Consider the following 15,148-nt stretch of genomic DNA (forward strand, 5'->3'; position numbering starts at 1 on the left):
CTCAACCAACTGATTGGCGCAGGACCGGGCTGAGGCACCCTGCACCTCATCTCCTGCTCAGCGGACCAAAAGCAAGAAGAAACGTGTGATCGACAACCGTCCCCGATCGGAATGTTTCACCCTGATTCGGCAGAATCACCCGACATCACGCTGGGTATTTCCCCCTGGCACCTGGTGGCAGGTGCCGAGGGGAAATAGGTAGTGGAGGCGGGGGGAATCGAACCCCCGTCCGAGAGCGGTCCACCAAAGGTCTCTACACGCTTAGCTCACGAATTAATCTCGTCCCGACGGCGCCCGTGAGCAGGCTCCTGCCAAGACCAGTCGGATTAAGTTAAGCGGCGAGTCTACCGACGGAAGACCCGTCGCCGATCCCGAAAATTTGCGCCCATCCGAATCCCTCGGGAAAGGACCCAGCGGACGTCTCACGAACTAAGCCGCGAGAGGTTGTGGAAAATTATCCGCAATTAAATGCGTGCCGGACTGATTAACGAGGCCAACCGACATCCTCGGCGTGCAACCAATAGTTTCTTCAACCCCCGTCGAATCCAGGTCGCCCCCATGACGACATTATTTCATTATACGGTCTGCAGCCTCGGAAAGGAAGACTTCTTCGCCCGAATCCATGGGCGTGGAAAGCCGGGCTGTGTGGGTGCGATTTGTTCGCGGTTGTCCCGTCCAGCAGCTTTTCCTATGCTCGCGATGTGCATTTCTTGTCCGCCGTATCCTTTTTTTTGATCGTTTTGATGCTGGTCGGTTGCCCTCAGGGTACAGCAACGGAGATCACGGAAACGCCGAAAAACCGGGCGCGAAACGTCTCCCTGCGTATCTGGGAGAAGCTCGACAAGGATATCAGTTGGACACCCCGCTGCGAGGTCGATGATGTGTTGCGCCCGGCTCTAGGCTGCAATCTCGGCAAGGAGATCTTCCGCGGGCGCCTGACAATCGATGATCAGCGAAAAGCCTACCTCGACATCGAGCGCCCCATCTGGCTGGAAGACCAGGCCGCCCTGATTAAATCGGTGCGAAACCCGCGAAACATCCTCGATGACGGCGGACTGGCCCCCCTGCTCCTGCCTGCCGGTCGCGGCCGCCTTCAGGGGGAGCTCGAAAACGCCGGGCAGCCCGACGAGGAAATCAGGATCAAGGTGATCGCTCTAGAGCTCGCCAGCATTCGGCGAAGCTGGCGCTCCCGGACGCAAGCCATCGCCAAAGAAAACGAACTTGTTGTCCATCTGGCGGTTGATCCGCGCGCCGTCGCCATCGGGGCCGGATCGACTCGATTCAAGATCACTATCGACATCGGTGGCGAAGAGCACCTTCTGCTCGAAGAGATTCTGCAACCAGAATCCAGAGGGTGGCAGGAGCGAACAATTTCGCTCAATCGTTTCGCCGGACAGCAGGGTGTCTTCCAGTTCGCCGCGGAACCCGCAGCAGGAGTTGGTGCCACCCTGATCGCGCCGCTCTTCGGCTCACCGGTGCTAACCGCTCCTGTGGCAGACAGGAAGCCTCCGAGCGTAATCCTGATTTCGATCGATACGCTGCGTGGAGATTTTGTCGGACAGATTCGCGATGGTCGCAGCCTGACGGAAAGCATCGACGAGTTCGGACGACAAGGCGTCGTCTTCTCGCAAGCGATGACCACCTACCCCTCGACCACGGCCTCTCATATGAGCATCCTGACCGGCCTCTATCCGTCGATTCACAACGTCATCATCCCCGGAACTCGAGTGTCTCGCAAAACCCCGATTGCCGCAGAAATCTTTTCTCAGGCCGGTTATTTCACGGGAGCGGTTACCGAAAATGCCATGATTGCCCGAAGCAGCGGATTCGCCCGAGGTTTTGATTTTTATCGAGAGGAACACGGCACCAGCCATCAACATCGCCTGGGCTTTATCGAGGACACTTTAGCTACCGCGACCGAGTGGATTCGGGCGCACCATGCGGACCCGTATTTCTTTTTCATTCATTCCTATCAGGTACATTCGCCTTATTTCCCTCCTCCCGAATACGATGTTTTCACGGGGGCACCCGATTGGCTGCCCGAGCCTCTGCCGGCACCGAAACTGCGGATGCTGAACGCCTATTCGGGCGAAGTTCTCTATACCGATGCCATGGTCGGGCGGTTCCTGGCCGAATTGGAGGAGATCGGGATCGGTGACGATACCGTCGTGATCATCACATCGGATCACGGCGAAGAATTTGGGGTCCATCGCACCGTAGGCCATTCGGGCCTCCTCCCAGAATCCGTCATGCATGTCCCATTGATCATCCGAGCGCCCAATCAAATCCCGCCGAACCGTCGCGTGGACTCGGTCGTTTCCCTTGTCGATATCTTGCCGACAATTCTGGAACTCACGGGGCAGCCGCCACTGGCGCAGAGTAGCGGAACCTCACTTATGGCCCGATTGAACGATCCTGCCCTCGCGAGCCCTCGCGCCGTCTACGGTGAGAATCGGCGGAAAACCGCCGACCATATCTCCGCTCGGACCGATACGCATCGCTTCATTCGCTATCGCCGTGGGTCACGCCCCACAGCCGTCTTCGCGACGAAAGAAGATCCGCTTGAAATGCAGGAGCTTGAAGACCCTGCTCTTCGGAGCGAAGGCGAAGCATGGATTGCGCTCTACGAATCGGGCGCCAAGCCCCCGCCCTCCGGCGATGCGAGCAAGACCTCCGTGCCCGCCGACACCGCGGCCAAACTCCGGGCTCTGGGCTACACCGACTGAACCAGCTCGCCAACCGCGCGAGATCGGCTGCTATTCACTCGAAGTGGCCGTTTGGGAACGGCCCGCGGCCGGTGATAGGGCAGGAGGATGTCGGACGATATCCTCTCCACCCAGGCCTTGCTTACCGAAGCCATGAGTCGCGCCGATGGTCTCTCCGATCTTGGCGAAGGCCCCTTTACCGAACCCCTGGAGAGATTCCTCGACTCTCTCCGCGAGGAAGCCGGACTCAATGACATCGGGCTTCTGATCGCACAGGAACGGATCCTCGGCCATACCGTCAACCGCTTGAACTACGTCGAAGACCGGAAACGATATCCCCAGATCGCCAATCAGAAGATCGTTCGACCGGTTTTCATCATCGGCATGCCCCGGACGGGCACCACGGTTCTGCATGATATTCTGGCGCAGGATACTTCCAATCGGGCGCCGATGACCTGGGAAGTCATGTTCCCCTCTCCTCCGCCCGAAACAGCCCTCTTCCACACCGACCCCCGCATCGAAGCGTGCGCCGCGACCTTCCCCGATATCGACGCCATGATTCCCGGATTCAAGGCGATGCATCCCATGGGGGCCTTGTTGACCCAGGAGTGCGTCACCTTGATGGGTGAGACGATGTGTACGCCCCTGTTCCATTGCCAGTTTCGCGTACCGACATATCAGGACTGGGTCGACAGGGAGGCTGATTGGAGCCACGTCTACCACTTTCACAAACAACAGCTCCAACATCTCCAATCACACCACGGTGCGGAGCGCTGGGTGTTGAAGACCGGCGCACACCTCTGGGGCCTTGAGCACCTTCTGCAAACCTATCCTGATGCACGGATCGTCTTCACACACCGCGACCCCGTCGACTCGATGACATCCTACGCCAGTCTGACCTCTCTGGTGCGCAGCATGGGCAGCGACAAGGTGGACCGGATGGAAGTGGCCGAAGATTGGACCCGCAGGTTATGCAGGGCCGTCGAACACGGACTGCAAGTGCGCGAGGCTGGCGAGCACCCCGACGCCCTCTTCTACGACGTGCAGTTCGGAGATTTCGTGAAAGATCAGTTTGCGGTCGTGGAAAAGATCTATGCCGCGTTCGATCTGCCACTGCCCGACGATGCCGCCACGCGCATGCGGAGCTTCATCGCTGATAACCCGAAGGGCAAACACGGCGAGCACCAATACCAGCCCGAAGACTTCGGCGTGAACCCCACGAGCGTCCGTGACGAATTCGGAGCCTATATCAAACGTTTCGGCCTGCGCCCCTCCTGAGATCGGCGATCACAACAGCCTGCCAAGGCAAGCGCTGTCTCGAAAGCACCCGGGGCAGCGACGGCGTCAGCTTAAACTCGCAGCAAAATCATCCGCGGACTTGGTTTCGATATTCAGCTGACCGGCCAATCCGGCGCTTCGGTGCTGCTCGCTCGCCTGATAATCAGGGTCCTGGATCATGCTGAGCATTGCCTTGCGGCTCGGATACATCGCGATCGCCACGGCGTCCCAGAGCTCATCCACTTCGCCGAGCATCAAGCGAGACACCTGACCACCAAAAATAGCTCGCCCGCCGACCTTCTCCAGGTGCCCCTGGACTTCTTCGGCGTAGATTGCGTATGCGGCCGGCCCGGTCAAATCCGTATCGCGGCCATCGGCATACTCTGCTTTCTCCCGGAACTTCAGGAGATTCACCATAAAGATCGGCGTATCGGTATCGCCTTCCAGAAATCCCTTGACCTGCTCTTCCGAAGGGGCCAGTCGATTCTCAACGTTCATTTTTGTTTCCTGTTGCTGATTCTATCCGAGGTTGGACAAGATGACGGTCATCGCTCGCCGCGAGCGCGCCAACGATGGTGACAACTCTTGCATTCAATCGTAGGTCCGACAAACACATTGATCGCGTATAGAACGGCAGCGGCACCGGCCAGACCGGGGATCCCGAAGCCCAGAACACGGATCAGCAGGACAATGCCGGCAACCGTCAGAGCGAAAGCCCACAGACTATCCGGCATCAGAAAGCGACGCAGCATCAGATCCTCACTGCCACAGAGTGGACAACGCTCATCAGGCCCCGGCGCCAGCGAAGACTCGGCAATGTCCTGCAGATCGGAGCCGTGATCGGCGGCCAGAGATCGCCAACTTCGCTCGAGATCACCTTGGGCCACAAGCACACGCACCTGAGGCCGCCCGCTGGACAAGACCGGCAACACGGAAAAAGAGCGATCATCGACAACGGCCTCGATGCCATCGGCCTGCAAACGCCCTTGCGCCAGGAGTCCGTCGTCGAGGGTGGAGAACCGAGCCAACTCGACCATCGGCCCCTCCCCTTGGGGGGTTTCTGTTTCGCTATCCGACATCACCATCACGATCCCGCTCCAGCCTTCGTTCGATCCACAAAAGCGTCACCGGGAGTATTGATAAATGGGCTGATCAAGGCCCTCGCTCAGCGTGAGGTAGCTTGTACCGTCGGGCGAGAATCCAATCGCTTCGCCCTGCGGTTCCTCCGGCACGCCCACGACCGGGACCTCACACGGTTCTCCCGCCAGCGCCTCGGCAACGGATTGTCGTCGCGTGCGCCGCCAGAGACGTGCCCCGACATAGCCCCGCACGAGGATTTCTCGACCGTCGGGGGAAATATCCCCTCCGGTGGTAAAGTCGCCTCCTTCGAGATTTGCCTCGCCGACCAACTCCAGCACGGTATCGCCACGCGCCTGGGCTTCCGCGGAGAGGCGATAGACCAAAGATGGACCGGGCGCATAGAGAGTCTTGATCACAATCAGCAGATCCCCGGTTTCCGGGTCGACCAGGAGAGTTTCGGCATCGTGAGCTCCATCGGGATAGGTAAGATCCATCGTGACGATCTCGCTTGCCGCAATCTGATGATTCGCGCCATCCACCACAGGTTCTGCAAAACGGTGGATCTGGATGGAATCCCTCTGGCTGAAATTGTCGCCGATGTCCGCGAGGTAAAGATACTGCTGGCCTCGCCTCGGCCCCGGCCCGATCGCCATATCCTCCCAATCACGAGCCGTCGCTTCGAGCAAAAACGTACCCCGCAGAGATCCGTCCGTGTGGATCGCAAACAAACGGGGAAGATCTCCCGAATCATTATGCACCCACAGAACGTCGGGCTGTGCGCGACTTGCCACCAATCCCGAAACCTCGCGAATTTCCGGCGACACAACGCGCCCGACAACCTCCACTCGGTCGATGACCGGGCATGGAGGTGGCCCCGGGTCGGGTCTCGTGGAAGCGCCACATCCCGCGACCAGAACGACCCCAAAGCCGGCGAGAAGAATCGACCGATATATCCGAAACGACCCGTGCATGCATGACTTCATGACGCGATGCTACCCTCCCTTGCCGAAGATGACGAACCCCCCGGCAAGAGGACTTCAGAGGCCATCCGACTCAAGCGCTCTGCAGGCCCACCAGACGCTGGCGAATGAGGTCATCCGCCTCGCTCATGATGCGATCGACCAGCTCAGCCACTGTCGGTACGTCATGGATCAGCCCGGCCACCATTCCGCAGGACCAGGCGCCCGAATCGACATCGCCCTCCTGCATCACCTTGGGGTAAATGCCCGCAACCTCGGGAAGAATATCTTCAAATTTCAGATCGGCGCCGAGTTCCTTTTCCTTGGCGATCAATCTCTCGACACCGGCGTTGGTAAGCACACGTTCGGTGTTGCGCAGGCCCCGCATAATCAGTCGCGTATCCAGCTCACTGGCCTCCACCAGCGCCTGCTTGACGTTGGGATGCACGGGCGCCTCTTTTGTCGCGATGAACCGAGTCCCCATATTCATGCCGTCGGCACCCATCGCCAGAGAAGCGACGAGACTCCGCGCGTCGGCCATTCCACCGGAAGCGACAAACGGGATTTCCAATTCTTCTGCCGCACGCGGCAGAAGGATGAAATTCGGAACATCATCCTCTCCCGGATGACCACCGCACTCGAAACCATCGACCGACACCGCATCACAACCGATTTTCTCGGCTTTCAAGGCATGCCTGACCGAGGTGCATTTATGGATGACCTTGATATCGGCCTCCTTGAGCATTGGCAGCCATTGGGCCGGATTGTTCCCGGCCGTCTCGACAACCTTGATGCCGCTTTCGATGATCACCTCGAAGAGCCCCGGATAGTCGGGCGGCTGCAAGGCGGGCAAAAAAGTCATGTTCACGCCAAAGGGCTTGTCGGTCATCTCCCGACAACGGCTGATCTCGGCGGCCAGTTTCTCGGGAGTGCCTTGCGTCAAGCCCGTCAGGATCCCCAGGCCACCCGCGTTGGAAACGGCAGCAGCCATCTCGGCCAGACCCACAAAGTGCATGCCGCCCTGGATAATGGGATGTTCGATGCCAAAAAGTTCCGTGATGCGTGTCTTCATGATGGGTCAGGCCTCTCTTGAGTTTTTCGGGACTTCCGCAAAGCGACAGAAGTCAGGCTTCGACTGTGAAGCCTTTGATCAAATCTGCATTCAGTTGACGTTTGATCGTGGAGAAAATGCCACGCTCCTTGCTCGCCATACTGGCCGCCAGGGCCGTCGCCTCGGCCAGCAAGGCCTCTTCGGTCGAGATCCTGTCGACCATCCCGGCATCGAGAGCTTCCTCGGCCGTATAACGCTTGCCGGTCAAGGCAGCGTTTCGTGCGATTTGCGGAGTCAGCTTGGCCTTGAGCAAACGCATCATGGGGTCTCCGATCGCAACGCCCACATCCACTTCCGAAATACAGACCCATCCCTTGTCAGCCCGCATGACCCGATAGTCACAACCGAGCGTCACAAAAGCCCCGCCGGCAAAAGCGTGTCCATTGATTGCCGCGACTGTCGGCACGGGCAAGGAGACCAACCGGCGCATGAAGCCCAACATGCCCGAGCTGAATCGAGGGATCTCCTCTTCGGTCAAGGCCATCAGCTTCTCGACATTCAGCCCACTGCAGAAGAACTTCCCGGTCCCGGTCAGCACCAGGCCCGCCTCCCCCTCGCAATCGGCCTCCACCGTATCGAGAACCGCGTGCATGCGATCGAGCCAATCGAGGTCGATCATATTGGGACCATTGTTCAGCGTGATCCGGTGAATGGCGCCTTCTCGGCTAAGTTCAATCACTTCGATTTCTCCTGGTTGGCGTGATTCCTGGGGGAGCCCCGCCGTCGGCCCCCCCTACTCCGGAATCTGCAGGACGCGCTTGGCAATGACGTTGAGCTGCACCTCGTTGGTACCGCCCCAAATCGAATCCGAACGCGTGGTCAGCAGCGCGCGGGTGCGCTCCAGCTGGGTGTCCTCGAAACCAGGACCCGACCATCCCAACCCTTGAGTTCCCATGGCCTGAACCACCAGATCCTGCTCGTTCTTGACCATATTTGCCCAACGGTATTTGCCCAGAGAACTGATATCTCGACCCGTCTGCTTGGCCCGGGCCTCGGCCATTGCCCGCTTCATGGTGAGCGAGAGCGCCTTGGCTTCCATCTCCTGGCTTGCCATCTTCTGTCGCATGGAGGGATCGGCCAACTTGCTGTCTTCCAAGCCGACTTCCCGCTTTACGATGTCCACAAACGTCTCTTTCATCGCGCCCAGAATGCCGCCTTCGCTGCCGCCATCCGAAGAGCGCTCATGCTGCAAAAGCCGCTTGGCGACCGTCCAACCCTTGTTGACTTCGCCGACAACATGCTTGGCCTGCGCCCGAGCGCCCTCGAAGAACACCTGCGAGAAATCCGCGCTGCCGTCGATCAGAGTCAGGCGAGAAACCTCGACGCCTTCCTGCTTCATCGGGAAGAGGATGAAGGTAATGCCTTCATGCTTGGGCGCGTCCGGATCCGTGCGGACCAGACAGAAAATCCAATCGGCGGCATGCGCGTACGACGTCCAGATCTTCTGGCCTGTCACGACGTACTCATCCCCATCGCGAACCGCGCGGGTTTGCAGGCTGGCGAGATCCGAACCCGCGCCCGGCTCGCTGTAGCCCTGACACCAATTCATCTCATTGCGGGCGATTTTCGGCAGGAATTCAAGCTTCTGTTCTTCGGTCCCGAATTCGAGAAGAGTCGGGCCGATCATCTGCGTTCCGAAGCCCTTGACCATAGGTGCGCGGCGCGATGCCAGCTCCGCCTTGACCACCGCAGCCTGTTTGCGATCCAGACCCGCACCGCCGTATTCGACTGGCCATTCCGGACAGACCCAACCTCGATCCGTGAGCTTTTTGATCCACTCCCGGGTAACCGGGAGGCCCATCATCGATTGGCGATTGCCGACACGGATTTCTTGCGGGAGATTTTCTTCAACCCAATTTACGACTTCCTGGCGAAATTCTTCGATGGATTCAGATGACATGCGTTATCTCCTTGTGTTCTCGGATCAGTAGCCGCGCAGACCGGCAAAGCGGTCGCGGTGGTAAATGCTGTCGCCCAGGGTCAGTTCCAAAGCCTTGAGCCGTTTGAAGAAAAGGCCGATTTCCTCGTCGTCCGTCATGCCGATCCCGCCGTACATCTGGATCGCTTCGCCGCCGATCAACTTGGCAACATCCGAGCAACGAGACTTTGCTGCGCTGGCGCATTCGGCGATGTCGTCGCGGTTATCATCAATCGCACTCTGCGCATCCCGGACCACCGACCTTGCAAATTCGAGTTCGCCGAACATATGGGCAGCGCGGTGTCGCAGTGCCTGAAAGCTGCCGATCTTCACCCCGAACTGTTCTCGAATTTTCAGGTACTCCAGGGTCCGCTCGAAAGCTTCCTCGAAGCAGCCCACCATTTCCGCGCACAACCCGATCGTGGCGCGGTCCAAAACCGCATCGAGGATTTCAGCACCACGATCGACCTCTCCGAGAAGCCGATCCGCATCGACCGAAACATTCGAGAAGGTGATTGTCGTCGCAGAGCGGCCGTCGACCAACTGACTGCGCTCGACAACGACGCCTTCTGCGCCGGCATCGACGACCAACAGGGCCAATCCGTCACGGTCGCCGCGCGAACCCGAGGTGCGGGCCACAAGGATGATTTGTTCGGCGGCATGGCCGTCGAGAACAAATTGCTTGGTGCCGTTCACGACAAACCGATCCCCTTCGGCCTTGGCGCTCGTTTCGACAGCGTACGGAGAAAATCGACCCTGTTCCTGCAGCGCCAGACAAAGAATCCTCTGTCCCTGACAAACACCCGGCAGAAGCTGCTTCTGCAGAGCTTCCTGACCACCCAGAGCGACCGCGTTGCCGCCGAGGAGAACTGTCGAAACAAAGGGCTCCGGCGCCAGGACGCGGCCGGCTTCGGCGAGCACGGCGCCGAGTTCCCCGTAACCCATACCCGAGCCCCCGACTTCCTCGGGAAAAGGAATCCCGATCCAGCCGAGCTCGCCCATTTCGCGCCAAAGGTCCTGGCCAAAACCAGTTGCATCTTCCGTGTCGCGGAGCGCACGCATGCGACTGACCGGAGACTTCTCGTCGAAGAAGTTCCGCGCCATATCGCGCAACATGAGTTGATTCTCGGTGAGTATAAGTCCCATGAAATCTAGCCCTTTCGTGCCGCTTGTCGTTTGGAGACCCCCGTTAGGGTTGACAGCCTAATCTTAGGCTCGATACCCTAAAACTGCAAGTTGGGCCGCGGAGCAGAAACTCTCGGGGATTTCTCTCGCGAGAGCCACGGGCCGCCTCGAACTGGTCGATCGCCGCCATGAGCACCACCAAAAACACACGCCAACGGATTCTCGACGAGAGCCTGCAGCGCTTCAATCGCAATGGGTACAGCACGACCACGCTGGCCGAGATCGCCGACGCGGTCGGGATCGCCGAGGGCAATCTCTGGTACCATTTTCGCACCAAAATCGACCTGGTCAAAGTTCTGGTGCAGCAATGTCGCGATGATATGAAAGCCAATCGATCGCGATCGGCTACCAGTTCCACAGCGGACGATTATGTCGTCGGGATCCTCTCCGCCGTGCGGATTCAGCTACGGTACCGCTTTCTCTTGAGGGATTATCTGCAATTCTCCGACTCGATCCAAGCCATAGCCGTGGACCCCGATGCGATCGCGGTCCGGAAGATGCTGCGCAAGCTCCTCGGGCGCCTCGAGCGTGAAGGTATGTTCCGCCGCGATATTCCGATCGATCTCGAAATTCTCGCACGATCCTTGTGGATCATCAGCCGGTATTGGCCCGACTATCTCCGCGAGCAGGACGGGTGCACCGATGTGACGTGGGCGGATCAACACCGCGGTTTCCAGCACCATTTCGCCGTCCTGCTCCCCTACCTGACAGCATCGGCCCGCCAGCGCCTGACCGAAGCCTTGGAGCGAGCAACGGATAGTCCGTCAGAAGATACCCCGGTGCCAACCGATAGAACCGATACACCGCAACCATCCGGCCAGCGAAGCACCTCAGCCTGAGGACCCCGCTCCCTCGGGCTGCGGCCGGCAAGACAGCCAGCATCAGGGATTCACGAGAACAACTACCCGAGACGAAGGAAAAAGAATCATGAAAATTTTGCGCACACCGGACGAACGTTTCGAGGGCCTTCCGGGCTATCCATTCGAAGCGCACTACGTGCAAATCCCCGCAGGCGATGGCGACGAGCTGCGCATGCATTATCTGGATGAAGGACCTCGAGACGGCGAGGTAATCCTCTGCCTGCACGGACAACCCGTCTGGTCGTATCTCTATCGGAAGATGATTCCGGTGCTGGTCAAAGGTGGCTACCGGGTCATCGCTCCCGACCTGATCGGCTTTGGCAAATCCGACAAGCCGGCCCAACGCAGCGACTATACCTACGCCAACCACGTGGCCTGGCTGACCAGCCTTCTTTCGAGCCTCGAGCTCACCGACCTCACGATGGTCTGTCAGGATTGGGGCGGTTTGCTGGGATTGCGCGCACTGACCGAGCACCCGGATTGGTTTGCCCGCGCCGTGGTGGCCAATACCGGATTGCCCGACGCCAAGGGCATTCCCGACGAGATGGCCGGCCCGATGCGCACGATGCTGGAGAACACCCCGGCACTCCCGATTCCCGAGATGTTTGCCAAACTCAGCGCGAACGAAAACGGTGTCGGCTTCATGTACTGGGTCAAATATTGCGCCGAATTTCCGGATCTCGATATCGGAGCCGTGGTGAACCTTTCTTCGGGCGACAAAATGAATGCCGATGAAATCCGCGCCTACGAGGCGCCCTTCCCGGATGAGACCTACAAACAGGGCGCCCGTCAGTTCCCGTCGCTCGTCCCGATCATTCCCGACGACCCGGCGATTCCGGCCAATCGGGAAGGCTGGAAAGTTCTGGAGGCGTTCGAGAAACCCCTGATCACGATCTTTGGCGAGAGCGATCCGGTCAGCCAGGGCGGGGAAAAACGGTTCCGGAAATCGGTTCCCGGGGCGCAGGGGCAAAAGCATCAGATCCTGAAAGGCGTCGGACACTTTCTTCAGGAAGAAGTCGGTGAGGAATTCGCCGCCTTGATCCTCGATTTCTGTAAAGCCAACCCTATCCGGTCGGGCAGATGAGCATATTGAAGAAAATCTTTGGGGTCCTGTCCTGCCTTTTGGTGCTCGGAATTATTCTTGCCTGGTTCAATGGAGGCTCTGGTCTCTACCGGATGTATCAAGCGACATCGCCGACCACCGCGCCCGCAGACTATACGCTTCAAGACGACACTCTGGTGGACATCCCTCCGTTCGAGCCAAAGAAATCGACCTCTTACAACCCCGAGAAGAATTTATATTGGGGCGATCTGCATGTGCACACGGAAGCGAGCTTTGATGCCAAGCTCTTCGGCACGAACCTGACGATCGAAGACGCCTATCGCTTTGCCCGCGGGGAGTCGCTGCGCAGTCCCGGCGGGGAAAGCATGCAATTATCGCGACCTCTCGACTTTGTGGCCATCACCGACCATGCCGAGGGTTTCGGGATGCGCACCCGTTGCGGCGACGAGGGCCTCACGGTTGTCGAGAAAGTGAATTGCTGGTTTCTCGAAAAGCCCAACGTGATCACCTTCCAACTCCTCCGCGGGATTGCGGTGCAACCTGGGGATTCCTCGAACACCGAACCTGACGGAAGTCCCAGCCCCGCTGGCATCTACCAGCCCGAAGCTCGTCGACCTTCCGACATCTCCCTCCTGCCGCTCTGTAAGTTCGGTGAAGGTGGTGTGGAACGCTGCTTCCGCGACAGCAACGCCGACTGGGCGGAATATATCGAATTGGCCGATCTCTATTACGACCCCGGTACGCTGACCACATTTGCCGCCTATGAATTCTCACCCAGCCTGCCCGACTCCGGCAAGCACCATCGCAATGTCATCTTCAACGACACTCGTCAGTTACCCGAACACGCGATCTCGTCGCTCGACGTCAATAATGCTCTCGAGCTCTGGCGTGGGCTGGAGGAAACCTGCACCGAGCCCTGCGACTTCCTGACGATTCCGCATAATATGAACAAGGGATGGGGGTTGTTCTACAGCCGCTATACCTGGGATGGAAAGCCCTACGACATCGAAGACTGGCGGCTGCGCAAACGACGCGAGCCTCTGGCCGAAATGTATCAGGTGAAGGGCGCCTCGGAATGTGCGCTGGGCGTGGGAGCCACCGACGAAGAATGTGCCTTCAGTCAAATTCTGGCCCCATGCGAGCCCGGACAAAAAACCGGATGCGCGTTTCAGACAGGCTTCGCCCGCCAAGGACTGAAGGTCGGTATGGAACTCGATCAGGAACTCGGATTCAACCCGCTGGCGTTCGGGATGATCGCCGCCACCGACACTCATAATGCCTCCCCGGGAGACGTCGAAGAATGGGATTTCGTGGGCAAGACGGGTGCGATCAGCTCCCCGGCGATTCGCCGCTTCCGGCAACTCAGCGACGACACTCCGCCTTATAATGGCATCCTGCAATTCTACACCTCGGGCGGCATTGCCGGGGTCTGGGCCGAGGAAAATACTCGCGAAGCTATTTTCGCCGCGATGCAACGACGCGAAGCCTATGCGACATCCGGCCCACGTATGATGCTGCGATTTTTTGCCGGTTGGGGCTTTGCGCCTTCGATCATCAACGACGCTGCCCCCATCTCGACCGCTTCCTCCGGCGGCGTCCCGATGGGTGGCGTGCTCCAACCCGAAGCGGACCAGATCGAGAGCCCGACCTTTTTTGTATGGGCAGCTGCCGACACGCAGAGTGCACTCTTGCAGCGGGTCCAGATGGTCAAGGGCTGGATTGACGCGAACGGTAAAACACACGAAAAGGTCTGGGACGTGGCCTGTGCCGACGGGAAGAAGGTCGACCCGGCAACGCAGCGATGCCCGGACTATGAGGCTTCCGTCAACCTGCAGGATTGCAGTCTCGAGGGCGACGGGGGTGCCACCGAGTTGATGGCGGCTTTTCGCGACCCCGACTTTGAGACCGACCAGGCCGCCTTCTACTACGTGCGTGCCCTGCAGAACCCGACCTGTCGATGGTCGACCTATGATGCCATCCGGCTGGGCAACGATCCCGACCCGCGCGTGCCTGCCACCATCCGCGAACGGGTCTGGTCCTCGCCGATCTGGATTGACCCATGACCTATGCCCCCTGAACCTTACCCCTGAACCCATGGCACCCTGCCCCGACCACGATGCGAAACCGGCCCCGCAGGAGCGGGCAACCCATTTGGCGCAACAGGAGAGAGACGATGGCAAGCAACATCATCCCGGAGTGTTCGGCGAATACGAGTCCCGATTCGATGTACAAGATGCTGGCCGAGTCAGGCTGCCTGGTGATTCATGATATCGCCACGCCCGATGCGATCGCGAAAGTCCGGGACGAGCTTGCAGAAACAATGGCTTCGGCACCCGTGGAAGAGAACGATCCGGCATCTTTCTACGCGGGCAAAACGCGCCGGGCGGTGGCCCTGATCCACCGCAGCCCGACAGCACTTGAGCTGATGATGGACGCACGGATCGAGAAACTCTGCGACCAGCACCTGCTGGAGAACTGCGATCGATACCACCTGAATGTGACCGCGGCCGTCGAAGTCGGGCCTGGCGCGCGAGATCAGATTCTTCACCGGGAGGAGGATCTCTTTCCTTACTTTACCTTACCGCGCCCCAACCTGATTCTCGCAACCATGTGGGCCCTCTCGGACTTCACCGTCGAAAATGGCGGAACCCAGCTGGTCCCGGGAAGTCATCGCTGGGAGGAAGGTCGAGTCGCGGAGCCCTCTGAGGTTGCGCGCGCGGCCATGCCGGCCGGATCCGTTCTGGTCTGGCTGGGCGGCACCCTTCATGGCGCCGGTGCCAACATCACAATCGACAACTGGCGCTATGGGATGATCCTGACATATGCGCTCAGCTGGCTGAGGCAGGAAGAAAACCAGAACCTCTCGATGACACTCGAAGAGGCCTTCTCGCTGCCCGAAGCCGTCCAGAGCCGGATGGGCTTCTCGATGGACTATGAAGGCGGTCTGGGATTCTACGATCCGTCCGTCATCCTGAAGGCCGGGAAATGA

General features: G+C 59.3%; 13 protein-coding genes and 1 other RNA gene. 6 read left to right on the plus strand and 8 right to left on the minus strand.

The window, feature by feature from the left end:
• Positions 1–199: 199 nt before the first annotated feature.
• Positions 200–558: a transfer-messenger RNA gene (gene ssrA, locus P8K07_11515) on the minus strand.
• A 152-nt stretch (positions 559–710) separates the two neighbouring features.
• On the opposite strand from ssrA, the gene P8K07_11520 reads away from it, so the two are divergent.
• Both P8K07_11520 and P8K07_11525 read left to right on the plus strand, forming a co-directional pair.
• Positions 711–2,726 (plus strand): sulfatase, encoded by a 2,016-nt coding sequence (locus tag P8K07_11520; GenBank protein ID MDG1959144.1) that lies wholly within the window; start codon positions 711–713, stop codon positions 2,724–2,726.
• A gap of 87 nt (positions 2,727–2,813) precedes the next feature.
• Positions 2,814–3,983: a sulfotransferase gene (locus tag P8K07_11525; protein MDG1959145.1), complete on the plus strand. Its 1,170-nt coding sequence runs from the start codon at positions 2,814–2,816 to the stop codon at positions 3,981–3,983.
• 66 nt (positions 3,984–4,049) lie between these two features.
• Here the strand turns inward: P8K07_11525 and P8K07_11530 are convergent, their stop codons facing one another.
• The 7 genes from P8K07_11530 to P8K07_11560 all read right to left on the minus strand — a co-directional run bounded on the left by P8K07_11530 (position 4,050) and on the right by P8K07_11560 (position 10,197).
• Complete coding sequence (locus tag P8K07_11530) at positions 4,050–4,481, minus strand: DUF1330 domain-containing protein (protein MDG1959146.1); 432 nt, start codon at positions 4,479–4,481, stop codon at positions 4,050–4,052.
• Between the two features lie 47 nt (positions 4,482–4,528).
• The gene (locus P8K07_11535; protein MDG1959147.1) at positions 4,529–5,062 is read right to left on the minus strand and encodes a hypothetical protein; all 534 of its coding nucleotides are present in this window, start codon (positions 5,060–5,062) and stop codon (positions 4,529–4,531) included.
• Positions 5,063–5,107: 45 nt separating this feature from the next.
• Positions 5,108–6,046: a hypothetical protein gene (locus P8K07_11540; protein MDG1959148.1), complete on the minus strand. Its 939-nt coding sequence runs from the start codon at positions 6,044–6,046 to the stop codon at positions 5,108–5,110.
• Positions 6,047–6,116: 70 nt separating this feature from the next.
• Entirely contained in the window at positions 6,117–7,094 is a 978-nt protein-coding gene (locus tag P8K07_11545) for a nitronate monooxygenase family protein (GenBank protein MDG1959149.1), read from the minus strand.
• A 52-nt stretch (positions 7,095–7,146) separates the two neighbouring features.
• Positions 7,147–7,812 carry an enoyl-CoA hydratase/isomerase family protein gene (locus P8K07_11550; GenBank protein MDG1959150.1) on the minus strand — a complete coding sequence of 222 codons (666 nt, stop codon included), beginning with the start codon at positions 7,810–7,812 and terminating at the stop codon, positions 7,147–7,149.
• Positions 7,813–7,866: 54 nt separating this feature from the next.
• Entirely contained in the window at positions 7,867–9,033 is a 1,167-nt protein-coding gene (locus P8K07_11555; GenBank protein MDG1959151.1) for an acyl-CoA dehydrogenase family protein, read from the minus strand.
• Positions 9,034–9,057: 24 nt separating this feature from the next.
• A complete protein-coding gene (locus P8K07_11560; GenBank protein ID MDG1959152.1) occupies positions 9,058–10,197 on the minus strand; it encodes an acyl-CoA/acyl-ACP dehydrogenase in 1,140 nt (379 codons plus the stop codon).
• 167 nt (positions 10,198–10,364) lie between these two features.
• On the opposite strand from P8K07_11560, the gene P8K07_11565 reads away from it, so the two are divergent.
• From P8K07_11565 to P8K07_11580, 4 genes are all read left to right on the plus strand, one after another.
• Positions 10,365–11,075: a TetR/AcrR family transcriptional regulator gene (locus P8K07_11565; GenBank protein ID MDG1959153.1), complete on the plus strand. Its 711-nt coding sequence runs from the start codon at positions 10,365–10,367 to the stop codon at positions 11,073–11,075.
• An 88-nt stretch (positions 11,076–11,163) separates the two neighbouring features.
• On the plus strand, positions 11,164–12,180 hold the full coding sequence (locus P8K07_11570; GenBank protein MDG1959154.1) for a haloalkane dehalogenase: 1,017 nt from the start codon (positions 11,164–11,166) through the stop codon (positions 12,178–12,180).
• Positions 12,177–14,222, plus strand: a complete 2,046-nt coding sequence (locus P8K07_11575) for a DUF3604 domain-containing protein (protein MDG1959155.1) — start codon at positions 12,177–12,179, stop codon at positions 14,220–14,222. Before P8K07_11570 ends, P8K07_11575 begins: the two co-directional genes overlap by 4 nt.
• 110 nt (positions 14,223–14,332) lie before the next feature.
• Positions 14,333–15,148, plus strand: coding sequence for a phytanoyl-CoA dioxygenase family protein (locus P8K07_11580; GenBank protein ID MDG1959156.1), 816 nt, complete (start codon positions 14,333–14,335; stop codon positions 15,146–15,148).

The organism is Candidatus Binatia bacterium, assembly GCA_029248525.1.
Taxonomy (GTDB): Bacteria; Desulfobacterota; Binatia; order UBA12015; family UBA12015; genus UBA12015.

Excerpts from the sequence above, each read along its gene's own strand:
- P8K07_11525 (MDG1959145.1), top strand. The coding sequence starts at position 2,814 with ATGTCGGACGATATCCTCTCCACCCAGGCCTTGCTTACCGAAGCCATG.
- P8K07_11530 (MDG1959146.1), bottom strand. The coding sequence starts at position 4,481 with ATGAACGTTGAGAATCGACTGGCCCCTTCGGAAGAGCAGGTCAAGGGA.
- P8K07_11535 (MDG1959147.1), bottom strand. The coding sequence starts at position 5,062 with ATGTCGGATAGCGAAACAGAAACCCCCCAAGGGGAGGGGCCGATGGTC.
- P8K07_11540 (MDG1959148.1), bottom strand. The coding sequence starts at position 6,046 with ATGAAGTCATGCATGCACGGGTCGTTTCGGATATATCGGTCGATTCTT.
- P8K07_11545 (MDG1959149.1), bottom strand. The coding sequence starts at position 7,094 with ATGAAGACACGCATCACGGAACTTTTTGGCATCGAACATCCCATTATC.
- P8K07_11555 (MDG1959151.1), bottom strand. The coding sequence starts at position 9,033 with ATGTCATCTGAATCCATCGAAGAATTTCGCCAGGAAGTCGTAAATTGG.
- P8K07_11560 (MDG1959152.1), bottom strand. The coding sequence starts at position 10,197 with ATGGGACTTATACTCACCGAGAATCAACTCATGTTGCGCGATATGGCG.
- P8K07_11565 (MDG1959153.1), top strand. The coding sequence starts at position 10,365 with ATGAGCACCACCAAAAACACACGCCAACGGATTCTCGACGAGAGCCTG.
- P8K07_11570 (MDG1959154.1), top strand. The coding sequence starts at position 11,164 with ATGAAAATTTTGCGCACACCGGACGAACGTTTCGAGGGCCTTCCGGGC.
- P8K07_11575 (MDG1959155.1), top strand. The coding sequence starts at position 12,177 with ATGAGCATATTGAAGAAAATCTTTGGGGTCCTGTCCTGCCTTTTGGTG.
- P8K07_11580 (MDG1959156.1), top strand. The coding sequence starts at position 14,333 with ATGGCAAGCAACATCATCCCGGAGTGTTCGGCGAATACGAGTCCCGAT.